The organism is Blastococcus sp. SYSU DS0539, from assembly GCF_054050855.1.
Genome location: NZ_JBJHAF010000018.1, coordinates 1 through 21,893, shown reverse-complemented (window position 1 = coordinate 21,893; position 21,893 = coordinate 1). Strand labels below are relative to the sequence as shown.

Annotated in this window: 23 protein-coding genes; 10 read left to right on the top strand and 13 right to left on the bottom strand. The window is 74.9% G+C overall.

Features of this window, described 5'->3' with window-relative positions; genetic code table 11:
• Positions 1 to 13 precede the first annotated feature (13 nt).
• Entirely contained in the window at positions 14 to 415 is a 402-nt protein-coding gene (locus ACI790_RS18580; protein WP_456571268.1) for a VOC family protein, read from the bottom strand.
• Between the two features lie 142 nt (positions 416 to 557).
• Complete coding sequence (locus tag ACI790_RS18575; RefSeq protein WP_456571267.1) at positions 558 to 1,031, bottom strand: winged helix-turn-helix transcriptional regulator; 474 nt, start codon at positions 1,029 to 1,031, stop codon at positions 558 to 560.
• 155 nt (positions 1,032 to 1,186) lie between these two features.
• Here ACI790_RS18575 and ACI790_RS18570 point away from each other — a divergent pair, with 155 nt between their 5' ends.
• Positions 1,187 to 1,330, top strand: a complete 144-nt coding sequence (locus ACI790_RS18570) for a hypothetical protein (protein WP_456571266.1) — start codon at positions 1,187 to 1,189, stop codon at positions 1,328 to 1,330.
• Positions 1,331 to 1,381: 51 nt separating this feature from the next.
• On the opposite strand, the gene ACI790_RS18565 is transcribed toward ACI790_RS18570, so the two are convergent.
• Positions 1,382 to 1,915, bottom strand: coding sequence for a hypothetical protein (locus ACI790_RS18565; protein ID WP_456571265.1), 534 nt, complete (start codon positions 1,913 to 1,915; stop codon positions 1,382 to 1,384).
• Positions 1,916 to 2,326: 411 nt separating this feature from the next.
• On the opposite strand from ACI790_RS18565, the gene ACI790_RS18560 reads away from it, so the two are divergent.
• Entirely contained in the window at positions 2,327 to 3,205 is an 879-nt protein-coding gene (locus ACI790_RS18560) for a metallophosphoesterase (protein WP_456571264.1), read from the top strand.
• A gap of 9 nt (positions 3,206 to 3,214) precedes the next feature.
• On the opposite strand, the gene ACI790_RS18555 is transcribed toward ACI790_RS18560, so the two are convergent.
• Positions 3,215 to 4,219, bottom strand: a complete 1,005-nt coding sequence (locus tag ACI790_RS18555; protein WP_456571263.1) for a potassium channel family protein — start codon at positions 4,217 to 4,219, stop codon at positions 3,215 to 3,217.
• Between the two features lie 262 nt (positions 4,220 to 4,481).
• On the opposite strand from ACI790_RS18555, the gene ACI790_RS18550 reads away from it, so the two are divergent.
• The 5 genes from ACI790_RS18550 (at position 4,482) to ACI790_RS18530 (ending at position 9,897) form a co-directional block, all read left to right on the top strand.
• The gene (locus tag ACI790_RS18550; protein WP_456571262.1) at positions 4,482 to 5,159 is read left to right on the top strand and encodes a response regulator; all 678 of its coding nucleotides are present in this window, start codon (positions 4,482 to 4,484) and stop codon (positions 5,157 to 5,159) included.
• Positions 5,156 to 6,577 (top strand): ATP-binding protein, encoded by a 1,422-nt coding sequence (locus tag ACI790_RS18545; protein WP_456571261.1) that lies wholly within the window; start codon positions 5,156 to 5,158, stop codon positions 6,575 to 6,577. Before ACI790_RS18550 ends, ACI790_RS18545 begins: the two co-directional genes overlap by 4 nt.
• Entirely contained in the window at positions 6,574 to 7,170 is a 597-nt protein-coding gene (locus tag ACI790_RS18540; RefSeq protein ID WP_456571260.1) for a GerMN domain-containing protein, read from the top strand. Before ACI790_RS18545 ends, ACI790_RS18540 begins: the two co-directional genes overlap by 4 nt.
• A gap of 172 nt (positions 7,171 to 7,342) precedes the next feature.
• The gene (locus ACI790_RS18535) at positions 7,343 to 8,530 is read left to right on the top strand and encodes an AI-2E family transporter (RefSeq protein ID WP_456571259.1); all 1,188 of its coding nucleotides are present in this window, start codon (positions 7,343 to 7,345) and stop codon (positions 8,528 to 8,530) included.
• Complete coding sequence (locus ACI790_RS18530; RefSeq protein ID WP_456571258.1) at positions 8,527 to 9,897, top strand: DUF2254 domain-containing protein; 1,371 nt, start codon at positions 8,527 to 8,529, stop codon at positions 9,895 to 9,897. Before ACI790_RS18535 ends, ACI790_RS18530 begins: the two co-directional genes overlap by 4 nt.
• A gap of 57 nt (positions 9,898 to 9,954) precedes the next feature.
• Here the strand turns inward: ACI790_RS18530 and ACI790_RS18525 are convergent, their stop codons facing one another.
• The 8 genes from ACI790_RS18525 to ACI790_RS18490 all read right to left on the bottom strand — a co-directional run bounded on the left by ACI790_RS18525 (position 9,955) and on the right by ACI790_RS18490 (position 17,404).
• Complete coding sequence (locus ACI790_RS18525; protein WP_456571257.1) at positions 9,955 to 10,491, bottom strand: DUF421 domain-containing protein; 537 nt, start codon at positions 10,489 to 10,491, stop codon at positions 9,955 to 9,957.
• 9 nt (positions 10,492 to 10,500) lie between these two features.
• Positions 10,501 to 11,784, bottom strand: coding sequence for a cation:proton antiporter domain-containing protein (locus tag ACI790_RS18520; RefSeq protein WP_456571256.1), 1,284 nt, complete (start codon positions 11,782 to 11,784; stop codon positions 10,501 to 10,503).
• Between the two features lie 40 nt (positions 11,785 to 11,824).
• Positions 11,825 to 12,232, bottom strand: coding sequence for a four-helix bundle copper-binding protein (locus ACI790_RS18515; RefSeq protein ID WP_456571255.1), 408 nt, complete (start codon positions 12,230 to 12,232; stop codon positions 11,825 to 11,827).
• Between the two features lie 159 nt (positions 12,233 to 12,391).
• Entirely contained in the window at positions 12,392 to 13,243 is an 852-nt protein-coding gene (locus ACI790_RS18510) for a formate/nitrite transporter family protein (protein ID WP_456571254.1), read from the bottom strand.
• A gap of 199 nt (positions 13,244 to 13,442) precedes the next feature.
• Positions 13,443 to 14,306, bottom strand: a complete 864-nt coding sequence (locus ACI790_RS18505; protein ID WP_456571253.1) for a dioxygenase family protein — start codon at positions 14,304 to 14,306, stop codon at positions 13,443 to 13,445.
• An 80-nt stretch (positions 14,307 to 14,386) separates the two neighbouring features.
• Positions 14,387 to 15,358 (bottom strand): zinc-binding dehydrogenase, encoded by a 972-nt coding sequence (locus ACI790_RS18500; protein WP_456571252.1) that lies wholly within the window; start codon positions 15,356 to 15,358, stop codon positions 14,387 to 14,389.
• Positions 15,359 to 15,368: 10 nt separating this feature from the next.
• Positions 15,369 to 16,211: a citryl-CoA lyase gene (locus ACI790_RS18495; RefSeq protein ID WP_456571251.1), complete on the bottom strand. Its 843-nt coding sequence runs from the start codon at positions 16,209 to 16,211 to the stop codon at positions 15,369 to 15,371.
• The gene (locus ACI790_RS18490) at positions 16,208 to 17,404 is read right to left on the bottom strand and encodes a CaiB/BaiF CoA transferase family protein (protein ID WP_456571250.1); all 1,197 of its coding nucleotides are present in this window, start codon (positions 17,402 to 17,404) and stop codon (positions 16,208 to 16,210) included. The genes ACI790_RS18495 and ACI790_RS18490 overlap by 4 nt, the downstream gene beginning before the upstream one ends.
• A 233-nt stretch (positions 17,405 to 17,637) precedes the next feature.
• Between ACI790_RS18490 and ACI790_RS18485 the strand changes: the two genes are divergently transcribed.
• The 3 genes from ACI790_RS18485 to pdxY all read left to right on the top strand — a co-directional run bounded on the left by ACI790_RS18485 (position 17,638) and on the right by pdxY (position 20,978).
• Positions 17,638 to 19,158, top strand: coding sequence for an amidohydrolase family protein (locus tag ACI790_RS18485; protein WP_456571249.1), 1,521 nt, complete (start codon positions 17,638 to 17,640; stop codon positions 19,156 to 19,158).
• An 86-nt stretch (positions 19,159 to 19,244) separates the two neighbouring features.
• Positions 19,245 to 20,063 (top strand): IclR family transcriptional regulator domain-containing protein, encoded by an 819-nt coding sequence (locus tag ACI790_RS18480; RefSeq protein ID WP_456571248.1) that lies wholly within the window; start codon positions 19,245 to 19,247, stop codon positions 20,061 to 20,063.
• Between the two features lie 63 nt (positions 20,064 to 20,126).
• Complete coding sequence (pdxY, locus tag ACI790_RS18475) at positions 20,127 to 20,978, top strand: pyridoxal kinase PdxY (protein ID WP_456571247.1); 852 nt, start codon at positions 20,127 to 20,129, stop codon at positions 20,976 to 20,978.
• A gap of 7 nt (positions 20,979 to 20,985) precedes the next feature.
• On the opposite strand, the gene ACI790_RS18470 is transcribed toward pdxY, so the two are convergent.
• Positions 20,986 to 21,801 (bottom strand): hypothetical protein, encoded by an 816-nt coding sequence (locus tag ACI790_RS18470; RefSeq protein ID WP_456571246.1) that lies wholly within the window; start codon positions 21,799 to 21,801, stop codon positions 20,986 to 20,988.
• Between the last annotated feature and the right edge of the window lie 92 nt (positions 21,802 to 21,893).

Sequence of the window (21,893 nt, the reverse complement as noted above, 5' to 3'; positions counted from 1 at the left end):
CGGCCGGGACGGATCAGCCCTGGACCGCCGACGGGTCCATCCACATGACCTCCCAGACGTTGCCGTCCGGGTCGGCGAAGCTGGCCGCGTACATGAACCCGTGGTCCTGCACCGGCAGCCACGGCTTGCCGCCGACGGCGACCGCCGTCGCGGCCAGCCGGTCGACCTCCTCCCGGCTGCCGGCCGACAGGCAGTTCAGCACCGAGGTGGCCTGCGCCGGGTCGCCCACCTCGCCGGTCACGAAGTCGGCGAACCGCTCCCGCGTCAGCAGCATCACCGCGATGTTCTCCTCGATGGAGTACGAGACGCACCGCTCGTCGGAGAACTGGTCGTTGCGCCGGAAACCGAGTGCGCCGTAGAAGGCGTCGGCGCGGTTCCGGTCGGTGACCGGCAGGTTGACGAAGATCATGCGCATCTGAGCTCCCCGGTGTGTCGCGGTGCCCACCGCCCGGGCGGACGGCGGGGTCGCAGGAGAAGACGCGCGCTCGGCCCCGAACTCATCGGTCGGCAAGCGGTGCGGGCGCCGCCGACCCGGCGCACCCGCAACGGACCGGAGGTCAGGCGGGGCGCTCCGCAGCGGCGCCCGCGCCCGCGGGCCGGGCGGCCACCCCGCGCGGGCCGGCCACCTCGTGCCCGTCGTCGCAGACCAGCGCGACCCGCACCCGGGCCCCGCAGTCCCGGTGGTCGAGGGCGAGCGGCGGCGGGCCGTCGGCGAGGTGACGGTCGCCCCACTCCATGAGCGCCACGAGGGTGGGGTAGAGGTCACGCCCCTTGTCGGTGAGCCGGTACTCGTGCCGCTGGCGCTCCCCGTCGGCCTGGTAGGGCTCCCGCCGCAGGATGCCCTCCTGCACGAGGGTGGCCAGCCGGTCGGTGAGCACCGCCTTGGGGATGCCGAGGGCCCGCTGCAGGTCGGCGAAGCGGCGGACGCCGAGGAACGCCTCCCGGAGCACGAGCAGGCTCCACTTCTCCCCCACCACCGCGAGCGTGCCGGCGACGGAGCAGCGGGACCGGTCGAACGAGGCGTCGCTCACACATGTGAGCATAGCCATGCTGGGTTCACTTGCCGAACCCCGACCACCGGAGCAGAGTTCGTAGGGCGAACCCAGGAGGCGGACGGTCTCCGGCCGGCCCGCCCGGCCCCCTGCAGAGCTCGCAGCAGAACCACTGCTCTGACGGAGGACACGCCATGACCCGCATCCGCACCGCCCTCGCCCGCCGGCACGCCGAGCGCATCCACCTGCGCGAGGAGCGCGCGCTGGCCTCGGCCCTCGCCGCCGCCCCGACGCTCGAGTCCGCGCACGAGCTCGCCGCCCTCAGCGCCCGCCGCTGACCCACCGCCGGCGGCCACCGGGCCGCCGGGCCCACGGCCGGTGCGGACGCCTCACGACTGCGCCTGCACCCGGCTCGCGGCGAGGTACGGCTCGTCGTCCCAGTCCTCGAACGCCTCGTCCGGCAGGTCGGCGCCCAGGTCTTCCTCGGCGTCGGCCAGGTCGAACTCGTCCACCGGCACGGCGGCGACCACCACCTGGTCCCCCGGCATGAGCGCCGGCTCGGTCCGGGTGAGGACCAGGATCGGCTCGACGTCGGCACCCTCGGGGCCGGTCAGCGTGAAGGCCACCGGGGAGACGATGCTGACCACCTCGCCGGTCAGGGTCACCTCCAGCCCGGCGTAGGCGTCGAGGTCCTCGCGGAACTTCGCGGTGTAGGCGCCGTCGTAGGGGTCCTCGAGGTCGCCCGGAGGACGGACGTCCGGATCGGCCGAAGTGGTGGGTTCGCCGCCCACCGCCTCCTCCTCGTCGACGCCCGAGCAGCCGGCGAGGACGGCGCCTCCGAGCGTGGCCGCCAGGACGGCGCCGGTCAGCCGCGGCGCGCGGCGCCGGGCGGACCCGGCCGCCGGCAGGGTGCGGAACGCCATCCGGCTCACCCGATCCGCGGGTCGGGGCGGGGGGCGGCGTGCGCCCGGATGGTGCGCCGGCTGGTCCTCATGGCCGTCGGTCCTCTCTCGCCGGGGTCCGGCCACGGGGCTCCCCGCGACCGGTGGTGTCCTGCCGGTGTTCCTGCCCGGAGAAGGGTGGAGGCGAGCGACGCGCGCGGCTTCGTCACGGTTCCGCAATGACCGGCGCGCCCCGGGCCGGGCGGTGATTACGGAACCGTGACGGCGCTGCGCGCCGGCGACCGCGCGTCCGGGCGGCTGCGGGTTCGGGCGGCCGGCCCGGGAATGACGAACGCGTGGCGATCACGCCACCGGAGGCATTCCGGGAACGGTGGCGGGCACCCCGGACCGCGGCGTCCCGCCGCACATCCCATACTCCGGAGGCACCCCGACATGTTGCGCTGGACCCTGCGGATCGGCGCGGCACTCCTGACGGTGCTGGCCCTCCTCGTCGGCTACGGGCTGCTGGTCGAGCCGCGGCTGATCCTCGACGAGGAGCGCGCCGAGGTGCCCCTGCCCGGCCTGGCCGCCACCGCCGGCGGCCTCGAGGTGGCGGTCGTCTCCGACCTGCAGATCGGCATGTGGTGGGCCAACACCGGGATGGTGGAGCGGGCCGTCGACCGGATCGTCGAGGCCGACCCGGACGTGGCGCTGCTCGGCGGCGACTACGTGTACAGCAAGGACCCCAGCATCCCCGAGCAGGTGGACGGCGTCCTGGCGCTCCTCGCCCCGCTCATCGAGTCGGGCATCCCCACCTTCGCCGTCCTCGGCAACCACGACTACGGCGTCGGCGCGGCCGAGGAGCTGACCACCGCCTTCGAGGACGCCGGCATCACCGTGCTGCGCAACGAGTCCGCTCCCGTGCCCGGCACCGGAACCGGCGCGCAGGCGCTGCACGTCGTCGGCGTCGGACCGGTCGCCCCCGGCGAGGTCGACGTCGAGGCGGCCCTCGCCGGCCTGCCGGCCGACGCCCCGCGGATCGTGCTGTCGCACAACCCGACGGCCTTTCCGGAGTTCCCCGCCGGCACCGCCCCGCTGGCCGTGGCCGGGCACACCCACTGCGGGCAGCTGGCGCTGCCGGGCCGGCCGAAGTGGTCCTACCTGGCGCTGACCGCGGAGGAGAAGATCGTCGCCGACGGTTGGGCGCCCGAGGGGTACGGCCAGGACGGCAACCGGATGTTCGTGACCTGCGGCATCGGGTTCAGCATCGTGCCGATGCGGATCAACGCCCCGCCGCAGGTCGCCTTCTTCGAGCTGCGGCCCGGCGGATGAGCCCCGGGGTCAGTCCCGCCACTCCCAGCCGGCGTCCTCGACCAGCCGGCGCAGCCGGGCGCGACGCGGGGCCGCGGCGTCGAGGGCGCGGCGCCACTCCCCCGGGTCACCGAGCGGGATCCCGGCGTCGGCCAGCCGGTCCAGCCCCGGCTCCGGCGGGGGCCGGACGTCGTGCAGCGGGGTCCGGCCGTGGGTCGCCGTCTCCACGTAGCGGTCGATGACGCGGCGGACCGGCAGGACGGCTGCGGCGGGCGGGCGGAGGTCCGGCGCGACCGCCGTTCCCAGGAGCAGCAGCGCGTCGTCGAGCCGGGCGATCGCCACCGGCGCCGAGGCGGTGGCCCGGACGCTGCGGAAGTAGTGCAGCACGGGGTAGGCCAGGTGCTGCTCGGCCACCGAGGCGAGCTGCGCCGGCAGCTGCAGCAGCTGCTGGGTGAGGACGGGGCTGAACCGGTCCCCGTCCCAGCCGCCCACCACGATCTCCTGGGCGCTGTCCCCGAGGCCGTGCAGCTGGGTGGCCGCCGCCCGGCGGGCGACCACCGCGGACATCACGGAGAACAGGTAGGTGATGGAGAGGGTGACCAGCGCCAGGCCGCTGAAGCTGGCCAGCGCGGTGACCACCCGCCACGCCGGATCGGCGGCGACGTAGTCGCCGACGCCCAGCGTGGAGACGGCGTACCCCGCGAAGTAGACGACGTCGGCGACCGATCCCGGCCGGCCGGTCCGCGCCTCGACCACCGAACCGCTGCCGAGGAACACCAGCGACCAGCCGGCCCAGAAGAGCACCACCCACAGGGCCACGGTGGCGCCCATCAGGGCCGGTCCCGCCGAGCCCAGCAGCCGCGGCCGGCCCCCGCCCCGCCGGTGGATCCGGAGCAGCAGCCGCCACGCCGCGGCGAGCAGCCGCCGGGTCAGCGGACCGGCCCCCTCACCCAGGGTCAGGGTGGTCGAGCTGACGTCCCAGACCACCAGGCCGATCGCGGCCGCGCCGGCGACGACGAGCAGGACGTCGCTCACCGCGGACCGACCGCCACGGTGGCGCAGCGGCCACGTCGACCGGGCCGTTCCCTGCGGCTGACGTGCACCTGCTCCTCCTCCCCGGCCGGAGCGGCGTCCGCCCGCCCGTCCGGGGGCAGGTAGCCCACCCGGGCAGGTGCGACCCGGACGTCACGGAGTCGTCACATCGTCCCGGCCGGGGCAGGGACGGTGCCCGGCCGCCGCGGCCCCCGTCCGGGTGGCCGGGGCTGCAGGCCGCCGGTGCGGTCGGCAGACTGAGCGCATGTCGCGGTCCGTGCTGATCATCGAGGACGATCCGCGGATCCGCCGGATGCTGCAGATGACGCTCCAGCGGGAAGGCCTCGAGGTCACCGAGGCCGGCAGCGGCGAGGACGGGCTCGAGCGGCTGGCGGAGAAGACCTTCGACGTCATCCTGCTCGACCTCATGCTCCCCGGGAAGGACGGCTTCGAGGTGTGCCGGGAGATCCGCCGCACCTCCAACACACCGGTCATCATGGTGACCGCCCGCTCGGACAGCCACGACGTCGTCGCGGGCCTCGAGGCCGGGGCCGACGACTACGTCTCCAAGCCCTTCGTCGTCAAGGAGCTGTCGGCGCGGATCCGCGCGCTCGCCCGGCGCACCCGCGCACCGGAGCCACGCCTCCACCTCCGGGTGGGCGACCTGGAAATCGCACCGGCCGACGGCACGGTCACCCGCGACGGCGCGCTGCTCAACCTCACCCGCACGGAGTTCCGGCTGCTGTGCGAGCTGGCTGCCGAGCCGGGCCGGGTGCTCAGCCGCGAGGAGCTGCTCGAGCGGGTCTGGGGCTACGACTACTTCGGCGACTCCCGGCTGGTCGACGTCCACGTGCGCCGGCTGCGGAAGAAGATCGAGCCGGACCCGGGCAACCCCACGCTGGTGACCACCGTCCGCGGCATGGGCTACCGAGTACCGGGGTGACCGTCCGGCACGCCCCCAGCCAGGAACGGCCGGCCTGGTCCCCCCGGCCGCGGACCCTGCGGGGGCGGGCCACCGTGGCCTTCGCCGCGGTCACCTTCGCGCTCTCCGCCGTCCTGGCCCTCGCCGTCTGGGTGGCGGTCTCGCAGTACCTGCTCGTCCAGCGGGAACGGGTCACCCTCGTGCAGGCCTCCGACAACGCGGTGCAGGTGCAGCGCGCCCTGGCCAGCGAGGGCCTCGGCATCCCCCAGGTGCTCGCCCAGCTGCCCCGGGAGACCGGGTCGACGTCGCTGCTCGCCGACGACGGGGCGTGGACCACCACCTCGCTGCTGGTCGGCCGGGACGCCCTTCCGGAAGCGCTGCGGGAGACGGTGGTCGCGGGGACGCCCGCGCGGCAGCGGATCGAGGTCCAGGGCGAGACGATGATGGCCGTCGGCATCCCGCTGGCCGAGCTCCGGCAGGCCTACGTGGAGGTCTTCCCCCTCGACGAGCTGGACAAGACCTACCGCGTGCTGGCGACGGTGCTCGCGGTGGCGGTGCTGGGCTCGGTGCCGCTGTCCCTGGTGGTGGGCTGGTACGTGACCCGCCCGACGCTGCGCCCGCTGGACCGCATCTCCAGCGCGGCCGCCGCCGTCGCCGGCGGCGCCCTGGGCACGCGCATCGACCCGCGGGGGGATCCGTCCCTCGTCCCGATCGCGACCTCGTTCAACCAGACCGCCGACGCGCTCGAGGCCCGGGTGCGCAGCGACGCCCGCTTCGCCGCCGACGTCAGCCACGAGCTGCGCAGCCCGCTGACCACCATGCTGGGCGCGCTGGACCTCGTGGACGCGACCGCCGACCCCGCGGACCGGGACCAGGCCGAGGCCCTGGCGCTGCTCCGTGCGGAGGTGCTCCGCTTCGAACGCCTGGTCGCCGACCTGCTGGAGATCTCGCGGTCCGACGCGGGCAGCGCCGACCTGGTCGCCGAGCCGGTCCGCCTGGCGTCGCTGGTCGGCGCCGTGCTCGCCCGGCACCGCCTGGACGGCAGCGCCCGGCAGCTGCTCACCGTCGAGGACGACGCCCGGGACGTCCTCGTCTGCGCCGACAAGCGACGCCTGGAACGGGTGCTGAGCAACCTGCTCGACAACGCCGACAAGCACGGCGGCGGGGTCACCGCCGTCACCGTGGACCGGCACGGCGGCACCGCCGTCGTGCGGGTCGACGACGCCGGCCCGGGCGTCCCCGAGGACGAGCGGGACCGGGTCTTCGAGCGGTTCGCGCGCGGGTCGGGCAGCATCCGGACGCATACCGACGGCTCGGGGCTCGGGCTCGCGCTGGTCAGCCGGCACGTCCGGGCCATGGACGGGGGGGTCCGGATCGAGCGGAGCCCCGCGGGCGGCGCCCGCTTCGTCGTGGAGCTGCCGGTGGAGGTGCAGCCATGAGGGTCCTCGTTCCGCTGCTGTGCGCGCTCGCCGTCCTCGCCGGCTGCGGTGTGGAACCGCAGGACCGCCCGCAGGTCCTCACCATCCCGGTGCCGGAGATCAGCGAGGCCGGCGAGCGGCCCGAGGCGAACGGGCCGGCGGTCACCGTCTACTTCGTCCGGGGCGCCGTCCTGGCACCGGTCGAGCGCGCCACGGCGGTCGCCGACGCCCCGTCCGCGCTCGGCCGGCTGGCCTCGGGGCCGACCCGGGTGGAGGTCATCGGCGGGTTGCGCACCGCGCTGGCGCCGCAGACCCTGCGGGTGGACGAGGGCGTTCCCGGTGGCATCACCTCGGTGTCGGTGACCCGGGAGTTCACCGGGATCACCGGCGGGAACCAGCTGCTCGCCGTCGCCCAGGTCGTCTGGACGCTGACCGACCTGCCCGACACCACGCAGGTGCGGTTCCTCCTCGACGGGGTGCCCGTGGAGGTCCCCACCGACGGCGGGCTCACCGAGCAGCCGGTCGACCGCGACGACTTCCGGTCCGTCGCGCCGACCGCCGACCCCACCCCGGCGCAGGTCCCGCCCGGGCCGTCCGCCCCGGCCACCGAGTGACCGGCCGGTCACGCCGTCGTCACGCGGCCCCGGGCCCGCATGACGTTTCGCGGAAAGCGGGCGCGGGGACGAGGCCGGTGCGGATGGGCGGCGGCGGCCGCGGTCAGGTTCCCGCGGTCGGCGGGACCAACCGGTGGGGTGTCCTCGCGCCGGCCGGATCCGGAGGCGGAGCATGAGCGAGCTGGCCCCTGGCGCAGCAGCCCCGGCGGACCCGGCGGCGTCGGCACTGCGCGGCCGCGCCGCACGCATCGCGGTGGGCTCCGCCGCCGTGCTCGGGGTCTCCGCCGTCGGCTGGCTGGTCATCGGGCTGATGACCCGCCTGGCCGTCGTCACGCTGTCCCTGCTCGCGGCGCTGCTGCTGGCCGCGCTCGCCGGCCCGCTCGCCCGGCTGCTCCGCCAGCTCGGCGCGCCGCGCGCCCTCGCCGCGGCCGTCTCGGTGCTGACGCTGCTCGCGGTGCTGTGCGGCATCGGCACGCTGGTGTGGCTGCGCACCACCAGCCGGCTGACCGATCTGGCGCCCGCCATCGCCATCGGCATCGACCGGGTGCGCACCTGGCTGGTCACCGGCCCGCTGGAGCTGGACCCCACGCGGGTCGACGGCATCCGCGACCGGCTCGTCGGCCAGCTGGCGGAGGTGGTCCCGGGACCCGTGGCCGGGGCGCAGCTGGCGGTCACCGTGCTCAGCGCACTCATCCTGGTGCTGTTCGTCGTCTTCTTCCTGATCAAGGACGGCGCGGCCATGTGGGCCTGGGCGCTCGAGCGGGTGCCCGACCGCCAGCGGGAGCGGATCGACGGCGCCGGTCGGCGGGCCTGGGCGACGCTGAGCGCCTACATGCTCGGGATCGTCGCCGTGGCGGCGATCGACGCCGGCCTGATCGGGCTCGCGCTGCTGCTCGTCGGGGTGCCGCTGTGGCTGTCGCTGACCCTGCTCACCTTCTTCGGCGCCTTCATCCCCTTCTTCGGGGCCGTGCTCAGCGGCGCCGCGGCGGTGCTGGTCACCCTGGTGACCAACGGCACGAAGGAGGCGGTCATCATCCTCGTCGTGGTGCTCCTGGTGCAGCAGATCGAGGGCAACGTGCTGCAGCCGCTGATCATGCGGCGTGCGGTGCAGGTGCACCCGGTGGTCACGCTCGTGGTCGTCACGGCCGGCACGCTGCTCTTCGGCGTCGCCGGGGCGGTCGTCGCCGTGCCGACCACCGCGGTGGCCTACCACGTGGTGGAACACCTCCGCACCCACCGGGCGGCCCCGCCCGGCGCCCCGGCGGCCGCCGAGCCCGAGGCTCCGGAGCTCCCCGTGGCGGACGCCCCGGCGACCGCGGGGAACGCCGTGCCGGACGCCCCGGCGGCGGTGACCGGATGACCCGGATCAACCCGGTCGGCCGGCTCTGGCGGCTGGCCCGCGGCGCCCTGTGGCCGCTCCCGCTGCTCGCCGTCACCCTGGCCGTGGCCGTCGGCGTCCTGCTGCCGGTGATCGACGAGGCGCTCAACACCGCCGACGAGGGCTCCCCGCTGGCGTTCGTGTTCGGCGGCGGCCCGGCTGCCGCGCGCGACCTGCTGGCCGCGATCGCCGGCTCGCTCATCTCCGTCACCGGCGTGACCTTCTCGCTCACCGTGGTCGCCCTCCAGCTGGGCAGCAGCCAGTACTCCCCCCGGCTGCTGCAGACCTTCGTCACCGACCCGGTGGTGCAGGCGACCCTCGCCCAGCTGACCGGGACGTTCGTCTACGCGCTGACCGTGCTCCGCACGGTGCGGACGTCGGAGGCGACGCTGGACGGCTCGGCCTTCGTGCCGCGCCTGTCGATCACGCTGGCGTTCCTGTTCTCGCTGGGCAGCGTCGCGGCGCTGGTGGTGTTCCTCGGCCACCTGGCCCGGATGCTGCGGGTGGAGACGATGCTGCGCAACGTCCACGACGAGGCCGTCGCCACCATCGCCCGCACCGACCAGCACCCGGACGACACCCCGCCGGAGCTGCCCCCCGGACCGGGCACCCCCGTGGAGGCGCTGTCCAGCGGCTTCGTCGTGGCGGTCGACGAGCAGCGGCTGGCCGACGCCGCTCGGGACCGGGACCTGGTGCTGGTGCTGCGGCCGCGGATGGGCGACTCGGTGGTGGCGGGCACGCCGCTGGCCCACGCCTGGCACCGCGGCGGCGGCCCGGTGCGGGAGCCGGACGAGCTGGCCCGCGTCGTCACCGACGCGATCACCCTGTCCTACGAGCGGACGCCGGAAGAGGACGCCGCCTACAGCCTGCGCAAGATCGTCGACATCGCCGGCCGGGCCCTCTCCCCCGGGATCAACGACCCGACGACCGCCGTGCACGCGCTGTCGCACCTCTCGGCGCTGCTCGGCGGTCTGCTGCCCCGCCACTCGCCGTCGCTGGTCTGCCGGGACGACGACGGCACGGTGCGCCTGGTGGTGCACCGCTGGACGGCCGAGGAGCTGCTGCGCCTGGGCCTGGAGGAGACGCTCGAGTACTCCTCCGGGCAGCCGGCGGTGCTGCGGCGGATCGCCGGGCTGCTCCGCGAGCTGGCCTGGCAGGTGCGCGGGCACGGGCTGGACCGGGACCTGCGCACCCTCGTGGGGCGGGCCGCGACACTGGCCGTGGAGACCACCTCGATCGACGAGCGGGAGGCCGCCCTGTGGCGCGCGGGCGTCGAGGACGCGCTCGACGGCCGGTGGGCGGTCGTGCCGGAGCCCGGTCGCCGGCCCGCGGACGCACCGGCGGGCTGAGCGCGCGGTCCGGACCCCTCCCCCGGCGGTTCGTGCACATTCCGCCCGGGGGACGGGTCAGGCCTGGGCGCCGCGGGGGATGTCGTCCGCCCCCGCCACGGACTCGAGCGCGGACCCGCTGCCGTACTTCTTCGCCGGGATGACGCTCAGCGAGCCGTCGCTCTCCAGCACGACCGCCGCCACGTCGGCCAGGTCACCGGAGCCCGAGGAGCGGACCGCCTGGCGGATCTCGTCGATGCCGACCCGGACCTCCCGCATCCGGTCGTGCACCGGCTCGCCGTTCCGGAGGACCAGCGTGGGCCGCGAGGTGACGACCGCCCGCAGCCCCGGCCAGTGGACCGTGGCCCACGCGACCACCGCCTGCAGCAGCGCCAGCAGGCCGAGCGCGACGGCGCCCTCGGTCCAGGCGACGTCGGTGCTGAGCAGGATGGTCGCCAGCGTGGAACCCAGTGCCACGGTGACCACCAGGTCGAACGCGTTGAGCTTGGTCAGCGTCCGTTTGCCGGACATCCGGAGGACGACCACCACGGTGACGTAGGCCGCCGACCCCACCAGCAGCACCCGGATGACATCGGACCACGCGTCGAACCACATGTGGCCCCCCTACCCGTCCGACCCCGGGGACGAAGCGGATCGGTCGCGATCCTCGTCCCGGTTCCCGCCGTCCTCCTCGTCGCGGCCCTTCGGGCCGGCGACCTTGCGGTAGACGACGCGCCCCGGCGTCGCCGTCAGGCCGTGCACCACGGTGCTGACCGCGACCACGAGCGTGCCGGCGACCAGCACGACCGGGTCGAGCGACAGCCGTTCGGACTCCAGCGTCAGGTAGAACAGCGCCGACACCCCGATCGGGCCGAACCAGCCCAGGTAGACGGCGTCCGGGCGGGCCAGGTGCAGCGGGCGGCGGAGCAGGTAGACGACCGGCGGCCGGCGCAGCAGCAGCACGAGGACGGCGAACAGCAGCCCGGCCCAGCCCAGCTCGCGCCACTCCGACCAGGGCAGGATCGCGCCGAAGGCCAGGAACAGCGGCAGGATGACGAACCGGTTCACCGCCTCGTCGATGCGCACGTCCGCCTCGCGCTCCCGCCCGGTGCTGACCGCGTTGAACGCCAGGCCGCAGACGAAGACGGCCAGGATGCCGTCGACCCGGATCAGCCCGCCGACGCCCAGGGTGGCGAACGCCAGCACGATGGTGAACACCAGCTCCGGTCCGGGGTCGGTCGCCCCGTGGTCGGCGCCGGCCCTCAGCGCCTGGCCGCCCAGCCAGCCGAGCAGGGCGCCGAGCAGCACCGCACCGGCGACGTCCCACAGCGACTCCAGCAGCGCCTCCCCCGCCGTCAGCGGGCCGGCCAGCGCGAGCGCGACCAGGACCAGCGGCAGCGCCAGGCCGTCGTTGGCGCCGGACTCCAGGGAGAGCACCTGGCGGTCGCGGCCGGGCAGGTCCTCCTCGGCGGGCTTGCCGGTGGTGACGGTCGAGGCCAGCACCGGGTCGGTGGGCGCCAGGGCAGCGCCGATCAGCGCCGCCACCGCGAGCCCGACGCCGAGGGTGAGCGCGGCCAGCCCGGCGGTGACGACCGCCATGGCCGGCATGACCACTGCGAGCAGTAGAAGCACGGGCCGCCAGCGGGCGCGCGCCGTGCGGAACGGATAGCGCAGCGCCACGGACATGACCGAGATGGCGAGCAGCAGCCGGGCCGCGGTGTGCAGCCACGCGTGGTCGGCGAGCAGGTCGGGCAGGGGCAGGACGCCGAGCACCGCTGGACCGAGGACGACGCCGAGACCGAGCGCCAGCAGCGGCTCGCTGAAGGGCAGCCGGCGGATCCAGTCGGACCACGCCGCGGCGACGAGCGCCACGGCGCCCGCCGCCGTCAGCAGCACGTCGACGGTCATCGCGCCCCGCCGGACGCGTCCAGGACGTTCCGCACGACCGTCAGCCCAGGCTGGCGATGAGCTCCCGGCACGCCGCCTCGCAGCGCCGGCAGGCCTCCGCGCAGACGCGGCAGTGCTCGTGCATCTCGGCGTGCTGGGCGCACTCGTCGCCGCAGGACTTGCACGCGGCGGCGCAGGCCTCCAGGACGGCGCGGGTCAGGTTGGCGTCGTAGCCGGTGTGCCGGGAGAGCACCCGGCCGGTGGTGTCGCAGATGTCGGCGCAGTCGGTGTTGGTGCGGATGCACTTGGTCAGCTCGGCGACCATGTCCTCGCTGAGGCAGGCGTCGGCGCAGGCGGTGCAGGCCTGGGCGCACTCGAAGCAGGCCTCGATGCAGGCGAGGAGCTTTTCCTTGTCCACACCGCCGAGGTCCTTGGGGTAGGTGTCGAGCATCTGAGCGGCGACGGTCACGTCGGACTCCTTCCGGGATCGGCCCGGTGCGCGGTCGCGTCCGGGGGCTCTCGCCACCGGACGCCCTACCCCGGCCCTCGCGCCCGGCACACCGTCGTTCATGACGATCTTGTGACGACGCCGGACCCGCCCCGGGGTGCCTCCACACCGTTGCCGGGCTCAGCCCCGCTCGGCGGGCTCCGCGGCGTCCGCCGCCGGTGCGGCGTCCGGCGTCTCGCGCAGGAACAGGTACCAGTAGGACGTCGCCACGAACACCACCGCGCCGACCAGGTTGCCGGCCCCGGCGAGCAGCCAGTTCAGCAGCACGTCTCCCCAGCCGATGTCCTCGACGCCGGCGAAGATCGCCGCCGGCAGGAAGAACATGTTGGCCACCACGTGGTCGAAGCCCATCGCGACGAACGCCATGATCGGGAAGAAGATCGCCAGGATCTTCCCGGAGACCGTCGTCGCCGCGAGCGACATCCACACCGCCAGGCAGACCAGCCAGTTGCAGCCCACCGCACGCAGGAAGGTCTGCCACGGGGTCTCGCCCAGCGCCTTGCCCTCGGCGATGCCGGCCAGCCGCTCGTGGGTCAGCGCGGCGGCACCGCTCGCGTCGGCGTCGCCGATCACCCCGGTCTGCACCGCGAGGAAGTACGCCACGACGAGGGCGCCGACCAGGTTGCCCAGGAGCACCAGCGTGAGGTTGCGGGCGACGTCGCCGAGGCCGAGCTTTCCGTTCATGGCCCCGAACGGGACCAGCATCATGTTGCCGGTGGCCAGGTCGGAACCGGCGATCAGGACCAGCACGAGCCCGAGGGTGAAGGCCGCGCCGGTGAAGAGGGTGGGCAGCGTGCCCCAGGTCGCCGGGTCCAGACCGGAGGACACGGTGATCGCCACCAGCCCGCCGAAGGCGATGTAGGCGCCGGCGAGGAAGGCGCTGACCAGGACCCGGTCCCACGTCCGGCGCACCTTCTTGGCGCCGGTCGCGGCCGCTACCCGGGCCATCTCCTGCGGTTCACGAGCCGCCATGGTCGCCTCCTCGGGGTGGTGCCTGCCGGCTCCCGCAGCCTGCCGCCGGGCCGACCCCGCGGCAAACCGAGGATGGCGATCCCCCTCGTTACAGCCGCTGCAACGAACCGTGCTGCCGGATGCGACCCGCGGCACGGCGCCGGACCGGCCCGCCTTCCGGCGGCTCGGTGCAGTGACTGCACCGAGCCGCCGCGCCGGATCAGCCCTGACGCTGGAGGACGAAGTCGTACCGGGACTCCAGCCAGGGCACCTCGAGGGAGCCGCCGTCGGGCGTCGGCCCCGGCTCCCGGGCATCGAAGGAGGTGACCAGCTCCTGCTTGGTGCCGAAGACGACGTCGCTGTCCAGGTACTGCGTCCCCTCCTGGAACAGGTGGGTGATCAGCGGCTCGAAGCCCGGCACGTTGATCAGGAAGTGGATGTGCGCCGGCCGGAAGTGGCTGATGCCGGTGCGGGCGACGAGATCACCGACCGGGCCGTCCATCGGGATCGAGTAGCCCAGGGGCGCGATCGTGCGCACGCAGTACTCGCCGTCGGGCCCGGTCGTGTACTTGGCGCGCAGCCGTGCTTCGTCGATGTCGGGGATCTGCGACTCGTAGGCCCCCTCGGTGTCGGCCTGCCAGACGTCGAGGACCGCCCCGGCCACCGGCGCGCCGTCGAGGTCGGTCACCCGCCCGTGCAGGAACAGCGGCGTCCCGGGCACGCCGTCGGACATGTCCTCGGCGAAGCCGAGCTCCGGGGAGCCCTCGATGTGGAAGGGGCCCAGCACGGTGGCCGGGGTGGCCCGCGGGTCCAGCCGGTGGTTCATCTGGACGACGAGCATCGACAGGCCCAGCACGTCCGAGGCGAGGATGAACTCCTCGCGCTTCTCGCTGCTGATCTTCCCCGTGGCGGTGAGCCACTGCACCGCGGCCATCCACTCGGCCTCGGTGAGCCGCACCTCGCGGGCGAAGTCGTGCAGGTGCCGCACGAGCGCCGTCATGACCTCGGCCAGGCGCGGATCGCGGGCGGTGGCCCAGCGCTCCACGGCCAGGTCGGTGATGTTGTCCTCGGTGACCAGTTGCACGCCGATCCTCCTGCCGTCCGGCGCGGCCGGGTCCGGCCGCGCGACCTCGTCCCCCGCGGCTCCCGCGGGACCGTGCTCGTTCAGGGCGTCAGGACCAGCCGGACGCCGGGATCGCCGGTCGCCTGCCGTCGCCAGGCGGTGGCGGCATCGGCGAGCGGGAGCTCCTCGTGGGCCACGGCCAGCCGGCCCGCAGCGGCCTCGCGCGCGACGGCGGTGACCGCGTCGGCCCGCTCGGCCGGGCTCAGCGCGTTGTTGGTGTAGCCGAGCACCGACACCGACTTGGCGCGGAGCACCGCGGAGGAGAACTCCGCGACGTCCCCCGACGCACCGCCGAGGTTGACCAGGCGCCCGCCGGGCGACAGTGCCCGGACGGCAGCGGTGGCGGCCGGCCCGAACACCGGGTCGACGACGAGGTCCAGCCGCCCGCCCGCGGCCTCGGTGAACCGGGCGGCCAGCGCGTCGGGATCGGGGTCCAGCGCGACCACCGCGTCGGCCCCCGCGCTGAGGGCGCGCTCACGCGCCGCGGCGGACCGCGCGGCCGCGACCACCCGGCCGGCACCGAAGAGGCGGGCCGCGCCCACCGCGGCCTGGCCTACCGCGCCACCGGCGCCGAGCACCAGCACGTGCTCGCCCGGGCGCAGCCCGCCGCGCCAGGTCAGCGACATCCACGCCGCGACAGCGGAGAGGCCGAGGGCGGCCAGCGCCGCGTCGGGGACGTCGGCGTCCACCGGCACGAGGTCGTCGGAAGCCACCGCGCACCGCTGCGCGAGGCTGCCGTCGCCCGGGGCCATGCCGGCGGTGGTGCTGAACCACACCCGGGTGCCGGGCGCCGCACCCGGCCCGCTCTCGACGACCCCCACCCCCTGCACCCCGGGCACGTACGGCACCGCGGGCCGCCCGAAGTAGGAGGTGCCGGAGGCGCAGAGCAGGTCCAGCGGCACCAGCGGGGCCGCGGTCACCCGCACGACGGCCGACGCCGGGCCCGGCAGCGGGTCGGGGTGCTCGACGAACTCCGGGGTCTCCCCCGGCGTGTGCAGGACGGCGGCACGCACGGCCGGCGTCTCAGTTCCGCGCGCCGTCGCCGGCGCCGGGCAGCGGCGACGGGACGAACGGGTCGGGGTCCACCGGCCGGTTGTTGAGGTCGACGGAGAGGAAGACGTCGTTGGCGACCGGGTGCCGCAGCTCCTCGGCGAGCTGGCCGATCAGCCCGGCGGTCCGCGCCAGCAGTGCGAAGCCGCGGAGCAGTTCCAGCGGCAGGCCGAGGTCGGCCAGCGCCGCACCGCAGACGCCGGCGCCGTTGAGCGGGAGCTGCTTGCCGAGCACCTGCGGGTGCACCCGGCCGATGGCCGCGAACAGGGACAGGTGCGGGCCGTGCAGCCCCTCCTCCGCGGCGATCTCGAGCAGCCGGGGCGTGCGCGGATCGCCCTGCTTGTGCACGTGGTGGCCCAGCCCCGGCACGAATCGCCCGGCGGCGCGCTGCGCGGTCACCGTCTCCAGGGCGAGCGCGTCCCAGCCGGCGTCGTCGGTGGGCAGGCCGCCGTCGACGGAGGCGAGGACGTCGTGCAGGAACCGGCCACAGTCTTCCGTCACACCCAGGAATCGGGAGCCACCCCCGAGGAGCCCGGCCGCCAGCGCGCCCTGGATCGAGTCGGGGGCCGACAGGTAGGTCAGGCGGGTGACGATCGCCGTCGGGGTGAAGCCGTGGTCGGCGAGCGCGGCGAGCACCGCCTCGAACACCCGGGTCTCCCCGGTGCTCGGGCGCCGCTGGGTGGCGAGCCAGAACGCCAGCTCGCCGAAGCCGACGTTGCCCATGACGTCCTGGGCCAGGTCGCTGCCCAGCAGGGTGATCGACTCCAGGCTGGAGGCGCCCAGCGCGGTCGGGTAGGTCGGGCGCTCGTCGCTCACCGGGCCTCCTCCGGCCCGGCCAGCCAGCTGCGGATCTCCGCGCCGTGCTCGTCGAGGTCGGGGGGTGGCAGCCGGTAGGCGGGCGGGGTCGCGGAGAAGGTGATCGGGTTGCGCACCGAGGGCACGGCGTCGTCCCCCTCGCCCACCCGGACCACCGGGTCGAGGCCGACCTCCTCGGCGAAGGCGACCCCCTGGTCGATCGTGTTGATCGGCCCGCAGGGGACGCCGGCGCCGATGATGTCGCGGAACCACTCCTGCTTGCTGCGGGTGCGCAGCCGCTCGACCAGCAGCGGCCGGAGCTCGTCCCGGTTGGCGGTGCGGTCCTCGTTGCGGCTGAACCGCGGGTCGTCGGCCAGCTCGGGGACGCCGAGGACCTCGACCAGGCGGCGGAACTGCCCGTTGTTCCCCGCCGTGATGATCAGGTCGCCGTCGGCGCAGGGCAGCGGCTCGTAGGGGAACAGGCTCGGGTGGCTGTTGCCCATCCGGAAGGGGACGACGCCACCGGCCACGTAGCCGCTGGTCTGGTTGACCAGCCCGGACAGCGCCGAGGACAGCAGGTTGACCTCGATGTGCTGGCCCTGCCCGGTGGCGTGCCGGTGGTTGACCGCTGCCAGCACCCCGATCGTGGCGTGCAGCCCGGCCATGACGTCGAACAGGGCGACGCCGGCGCGGTACGGCGAGCCGTCGGTCTCGCCGGTCAGGCTCATGAAGCCCGAGATCGCCTGCACGATCAGGTCGTAGCCCGGCAGGGGCGCACCCTGGGGCCCGCTGCCGAAACCGCTGATCGAGGCGTAGACGACGCCGGGGTTCGTCGCGACGACGCTGTCGTAGTCCAGGCCGAAGCGGGCCAGGCCGCCGGGCTTGAAGTTCTCCACCACGATGTCGGCGCGGCGGGCCAGCTCGCGGGCGGCGTCGGCGTCGGCCGGGTCCTTGAGGTCCAGGGCGACCGAGCGCTTGTTGCGGTTGACGCCCATGTAGTACGTCGAGACGCCGTCGCGCACCGGCGGCTGCCAGGTGCGGGTGTCGTCGCCCGTGGGGCCCTCCACCTTGACCACCTCGGCGCCGAGGTCGGCGAGCAGCATGGTGGCGTACGGACCGGCCAGGATCCGGGAGAAGTCGGCCACCAGCAGCCCGGCCAGGGGCCCGGGGGCCACCGCGCCGGTGCTCCCCGGATCCGTCGCGTCAGCACTCATCTGCGGTCCGCACTCCTTCGCGCCACGCGGTTCACGGACTACTGTCCGCCGTCGTCGCCGCAGTCTCTGCCGCGTCCGCTGCGGCTGTCAACCGCAGCGCCGGGCTGGCCGCCGACGGTCGCGGCCGTGTTGACACCGGGGGCCGGAGACGCCATCGTGACCCAGGTCGCACACGGTGTCCGCTCTACGGACGTCGGTCCGGCGACGCGACGACGACGTCCAGGAGGATGACGATGACCCAGCCCGAGCCCACTCCGGTACCCGGCCGGCCGGTGGTCCTGCGCGGCGGGACCGTGCTGACGATGGACACCGGCTGCACGGTGCTCGACAGCGCGGACGTCCTGGTCGTCGACGACCGCATCGCCGCGGTCGGTCCGGCCCTGGAGGTGCCCGAGGGCACCCAGGAGATCGACGCCCGCGGCGGCATCGTGATGCCGGGGATGATCGACACCCACCGGCACATGTGGCAGACGGCGATGCGCGGCTACGGCGCGGACTGGACGCTCACCCAGTACTTCGTCTGGTACTACCTCGAGCACGGCAAGAAGTTCCGTCCCGAGGACGTCGCGGCGGGCAACCGGCTGTCGGCGCTCGAGGCCATCGAGGCCGGGGTCACCACCACCGTCGACTGGTCGCACGGCCTGCAGACCGTGGACCACGCCGAGGCCGCCGTCGCCGCCCTGCGCTCGGTCCCGGGCCGCTTCGTGCTCGCCTACGGCAACATCCAGGCCGCGCCGTGGGAGTGGACCGCCGACCCGGCCGTCCGCGCCTTCCTCGAGCGGCACCGCGACGCCGCCGACGACAGCCTCGGCCTCCAGCTGGCCTTCGACGTCACCGGCGACCCGTCCTTCCCCGAGAAGGCGGCGTTCGAGGTGGCCCGGGAGCTCGGCCTGCCGGTCACCACGCACGCCGGCGTCTGGGGGGCGACCAACGACGACGGCATCCGGCTCATGCACGAGCACGGCTTCATGACCCCGGAGACCGTCTACGTGCACGCGGCGACGCTGACCCCGGACTCCTACCACCGCATCGCCGCCACCGGCGGGTCGATCTCGGTGTCCACCGAGTCCGAGCAGAGCGCCGGGCAGGGCTACCCGCCCACCTGGCAGGTGCGCTCGCACGGCATCCCGGTCTCGCTGTCGATGGACACCAGCGTCTGGTGGAGCGGTGACCTGTTCTCCGCCATGCGCACCACGCTGGGCGCCGACCGCTCGCGCGAGCACTTCGAGGCGCACCTGACCGGCGACACCGTCACCCACCTGCAGCTGCGCGCCCAGGACGTCGTCCAGTGGGCCACCCGCGGCGGGGCGCTGGCGCTGGGCCGCGACGACCTGGGCAGCCTGGAGCCGGGCAAGAAGGCCGACGTCGTCCTGATCAAGAACGACGCCTCGCCGGTCTCCTTCCCGCTGCTCAACCCCTTCGGCCACGTCGCCTTCCAGGCCCAGCGCGGCGACGTCCACACCGTGCTGGTCGACGGCCGGGTCGTGAAGCACGCGCACCGCCTGGTCGACGTCGACCTGGCCGCGGTGCGCGGCGAGATCGAGGCGACCGTGGAGCACCTGCGCGGCGCCATGGGCGAGGAGGCGTGGGCCGGCGGGATGTACCCCGACCTCCCCGACACCGAGGTGCTCGACAACCCGTACCAGTACACCGACTACAAGTCGCACGGCACGCACGCCGCCCGCGAGCAGGCGTTCGAGGAGCACCTGGCCAGCGAGCGGCCGGCCGGCGAGCAGTCGACCAGCCACCACTGAGCGGACCGGGGCGGCGGTCCCGCACACGTCCCGCAGCGGGGCGTGCGGGACCGCCCGCACGGGGCACCGAGGGAAGGACCACGGAGATGGCAGGGCGTGGCACCGGGCCCGACTTCGTCGAGGCGCTGGCGCGGGGTCTCGACGTCCTCGCCTGCTTCGACCGGGACTCCCCCACCATGTCGCTGACCGAGGTGGCGGCGGCCGCGGGGCTGGCCCGGCCCACCGCGCGGCGGCTGCTGCTCACCCTCGAGGAGCTCGGCTTCGTCCGCTCCCGGGGCGGGGTCTTCTCGCTCACGCCGAAGGTGCTGACCCTGGGGATGGCCTACGTCGGCGCCCTGGGGCTGTGGGACATCGCCCGGCCGCACCTGGAGGACCTGGTCGCCCGCACCGGGGAGTCCTCGTCGATGGCCCAGCTCGACGGCTCCGACATCGTCTACGTCGCCCGGGTGTCGGTGCCCAAGCTGATCGCGCTGCGGGTCGACATCGGCACCCGCTTCCCCGCGACGCAGACCTCCCAGGGGAAGGTGCTGCTCGCCGCGCTCTCCCCCGAGGAGCTGGCCGAGACCCTCGCCCAGCGCAGCCGGGCCGGGCTGCCCCCGGCGATCGGCCGGTCGCCCGAGCAGCTGCGGGCGGAGCTGACCGAGGTGCGCGCCCGGGGCTGGGCGCTCGCCGACGAGGAGCTGGCCCCGGGGGTGCGCTCGGTGGCGGTTCCGGTCCGCGACGGCGCCGGTGCGGTGCGCGCCGCGATGAACGTGACCGTGCACGCCGCCGAGACCTCGACCGAGCGCCTGCTGCGCGACCACCTCCCGCTGCTGCTGCGGACGGCGGGCGACATCAGCGCCGAGTGGGCGATGTGGCAGGCCCGCCCGCACACCGAGGTGGCCCCCGACCGCACCGCCGGCTGAGGGAGGACGCTCGAGGATCAGGTCACCCGATCGTCGCGGCGGCGGGTGTGCCAGGGTGCCCCCGTGACCGCCGTCCTCAGCATCCAGTCGCACGTCACCTACGGGCACGTGGGCAACTCCTCGGCCGTGTTCCCGCTGCAGCGCCTCGGCGTCGAGGTGTGGCCGGTGCACACCGTCCAGTTCTCCAACCACACCGGCTACGGCGAGTGGACCGGCCGGGTGTACGACGGTCAGTCGATCGACGAGCTGGTGCAGGGCGTCGCCGAGCGCGGCGTCCTGGCCAGCTGCGACGCGGTGCTCTCGGGCTACCTGGGCTCGGCCGACATCGGGCACGCCGTCGTCGGTGCGGTCACCCGCGTGCGCGCGGCGAACCCGGCGGCGGTCTACTGCTGCGACCCGGTGATCGGCGACGTCGGCCGCGGGGTGTTCGTCCGACCGGGCATCGAGGAGTTCATGCGCGACGTCGCCGTTCCGGCCGCCGACGTCGTGACGCCGAACCACTACGAGCTGGACCTGCTCTCCGGCACGGCCACCCGCTCCCTGGCCTCGGTGAAGGACGCCGTCGCCGCCGTGCAGGGGCTGGGCCCGCGGGTCGTGCTCACCACGTCACTGGTGGCCGAGGACACCCCCGACGACGCGGTCGACCTGCTGGCCTCGGAGGGTGGCCGGCACTTCCGGGTGCGCACGCCGCGCCTGGGGGTGTCGGTCAACGGGGCCGGCGACGCGATCGCCGCGCTCTTCCTGGCCCACTGGCTCGACACCCGCTCGGCGGGCGAGGCGCTGGGCCGGGCGGCGGCCTCGGTGTTCGGCCTCCTGCAGCGCACCGAGGACGCCGGTTCTCGTGAGATCCTGCTGGTCGCCGCGCAGGAGGAGTTCGTCACGCCCTCGCGCACCTTCGCCGTCGAGGAGGTCTGAGCCGGCGTCAGTCCTCGGTCAGGGTGGCCGCGATCCGGGTGATCGTCGGCTCCTCCACCGGCAGGTGCGGCAGCACGCTGGTCACCTCATCGGGCTCCAGACCGGCGTCCCCCAGCGCGGCCAGCAGCAGGTCGGCCTCGGCCGGCGGGACGGGGACGGTGGCGCCCGACGTCTCCAGCGCGACCCGGGCGAGGAAGAGCGCGCCGGGGTCGAGTCCGTCGTCGGGTGCCGGGGCGGGCGCGGCCCCCCGGGTGGCCGCCTCGGCGGCGCGGACCAGGGACAGCGGCAGGCCCTCGGCCTCCACCTCGATCAGCGGGACGTCGCGCAGCGCGGCGAGGACGAGGTGCTCGGCGTCGATGCGCAGCGGCGCCTCCCAGCCCCCGGCCCGCACCACGTCGGCGACGTCGGCGGGGTCCTCGCCCAGGTCGTCGGCGAGCTCGGACCAGTCCGCCGGGCGGGTGGTGCGCGCCCGCTCGCCGGCCATCCGGCAGGTGTCGGCGACGAACGGCACCAGCACCTCGTCGTCGAACCGTTCGGCCTCGAGCCGGCCGTCCGGACCGAGCATGTTCAGCGCGTCCTGGAAGCTGCCGGGGCGGGCGTCCTCGAGGTCCACCCGGCCGTCCTCCTCGCCGCCCAGCGGCTGGCCGTGGGCCGCCCGCTCCCCCACGGTCAGCCCGCTGGGCGCGATCCGACCGGAGCGGCGCCGGTAGTGCGGGCGGTCGGAGAGGCCGACGGCCCAGGCGCAGCTCTCGGCGATCAGCGCGGCTCCGCGCTCGCGCAGCACCTCACGGGTGAGCAGGCCCATCCAGTCGACGTCGAACACGCCCTCCACTGTGCCCCCGCACCGCCGTCCTCCGCCGTAGGACGAGGCTCACTCCGGCTCCGGGCGGGTGGGCGTCCGGCGGTCCGCCGGAC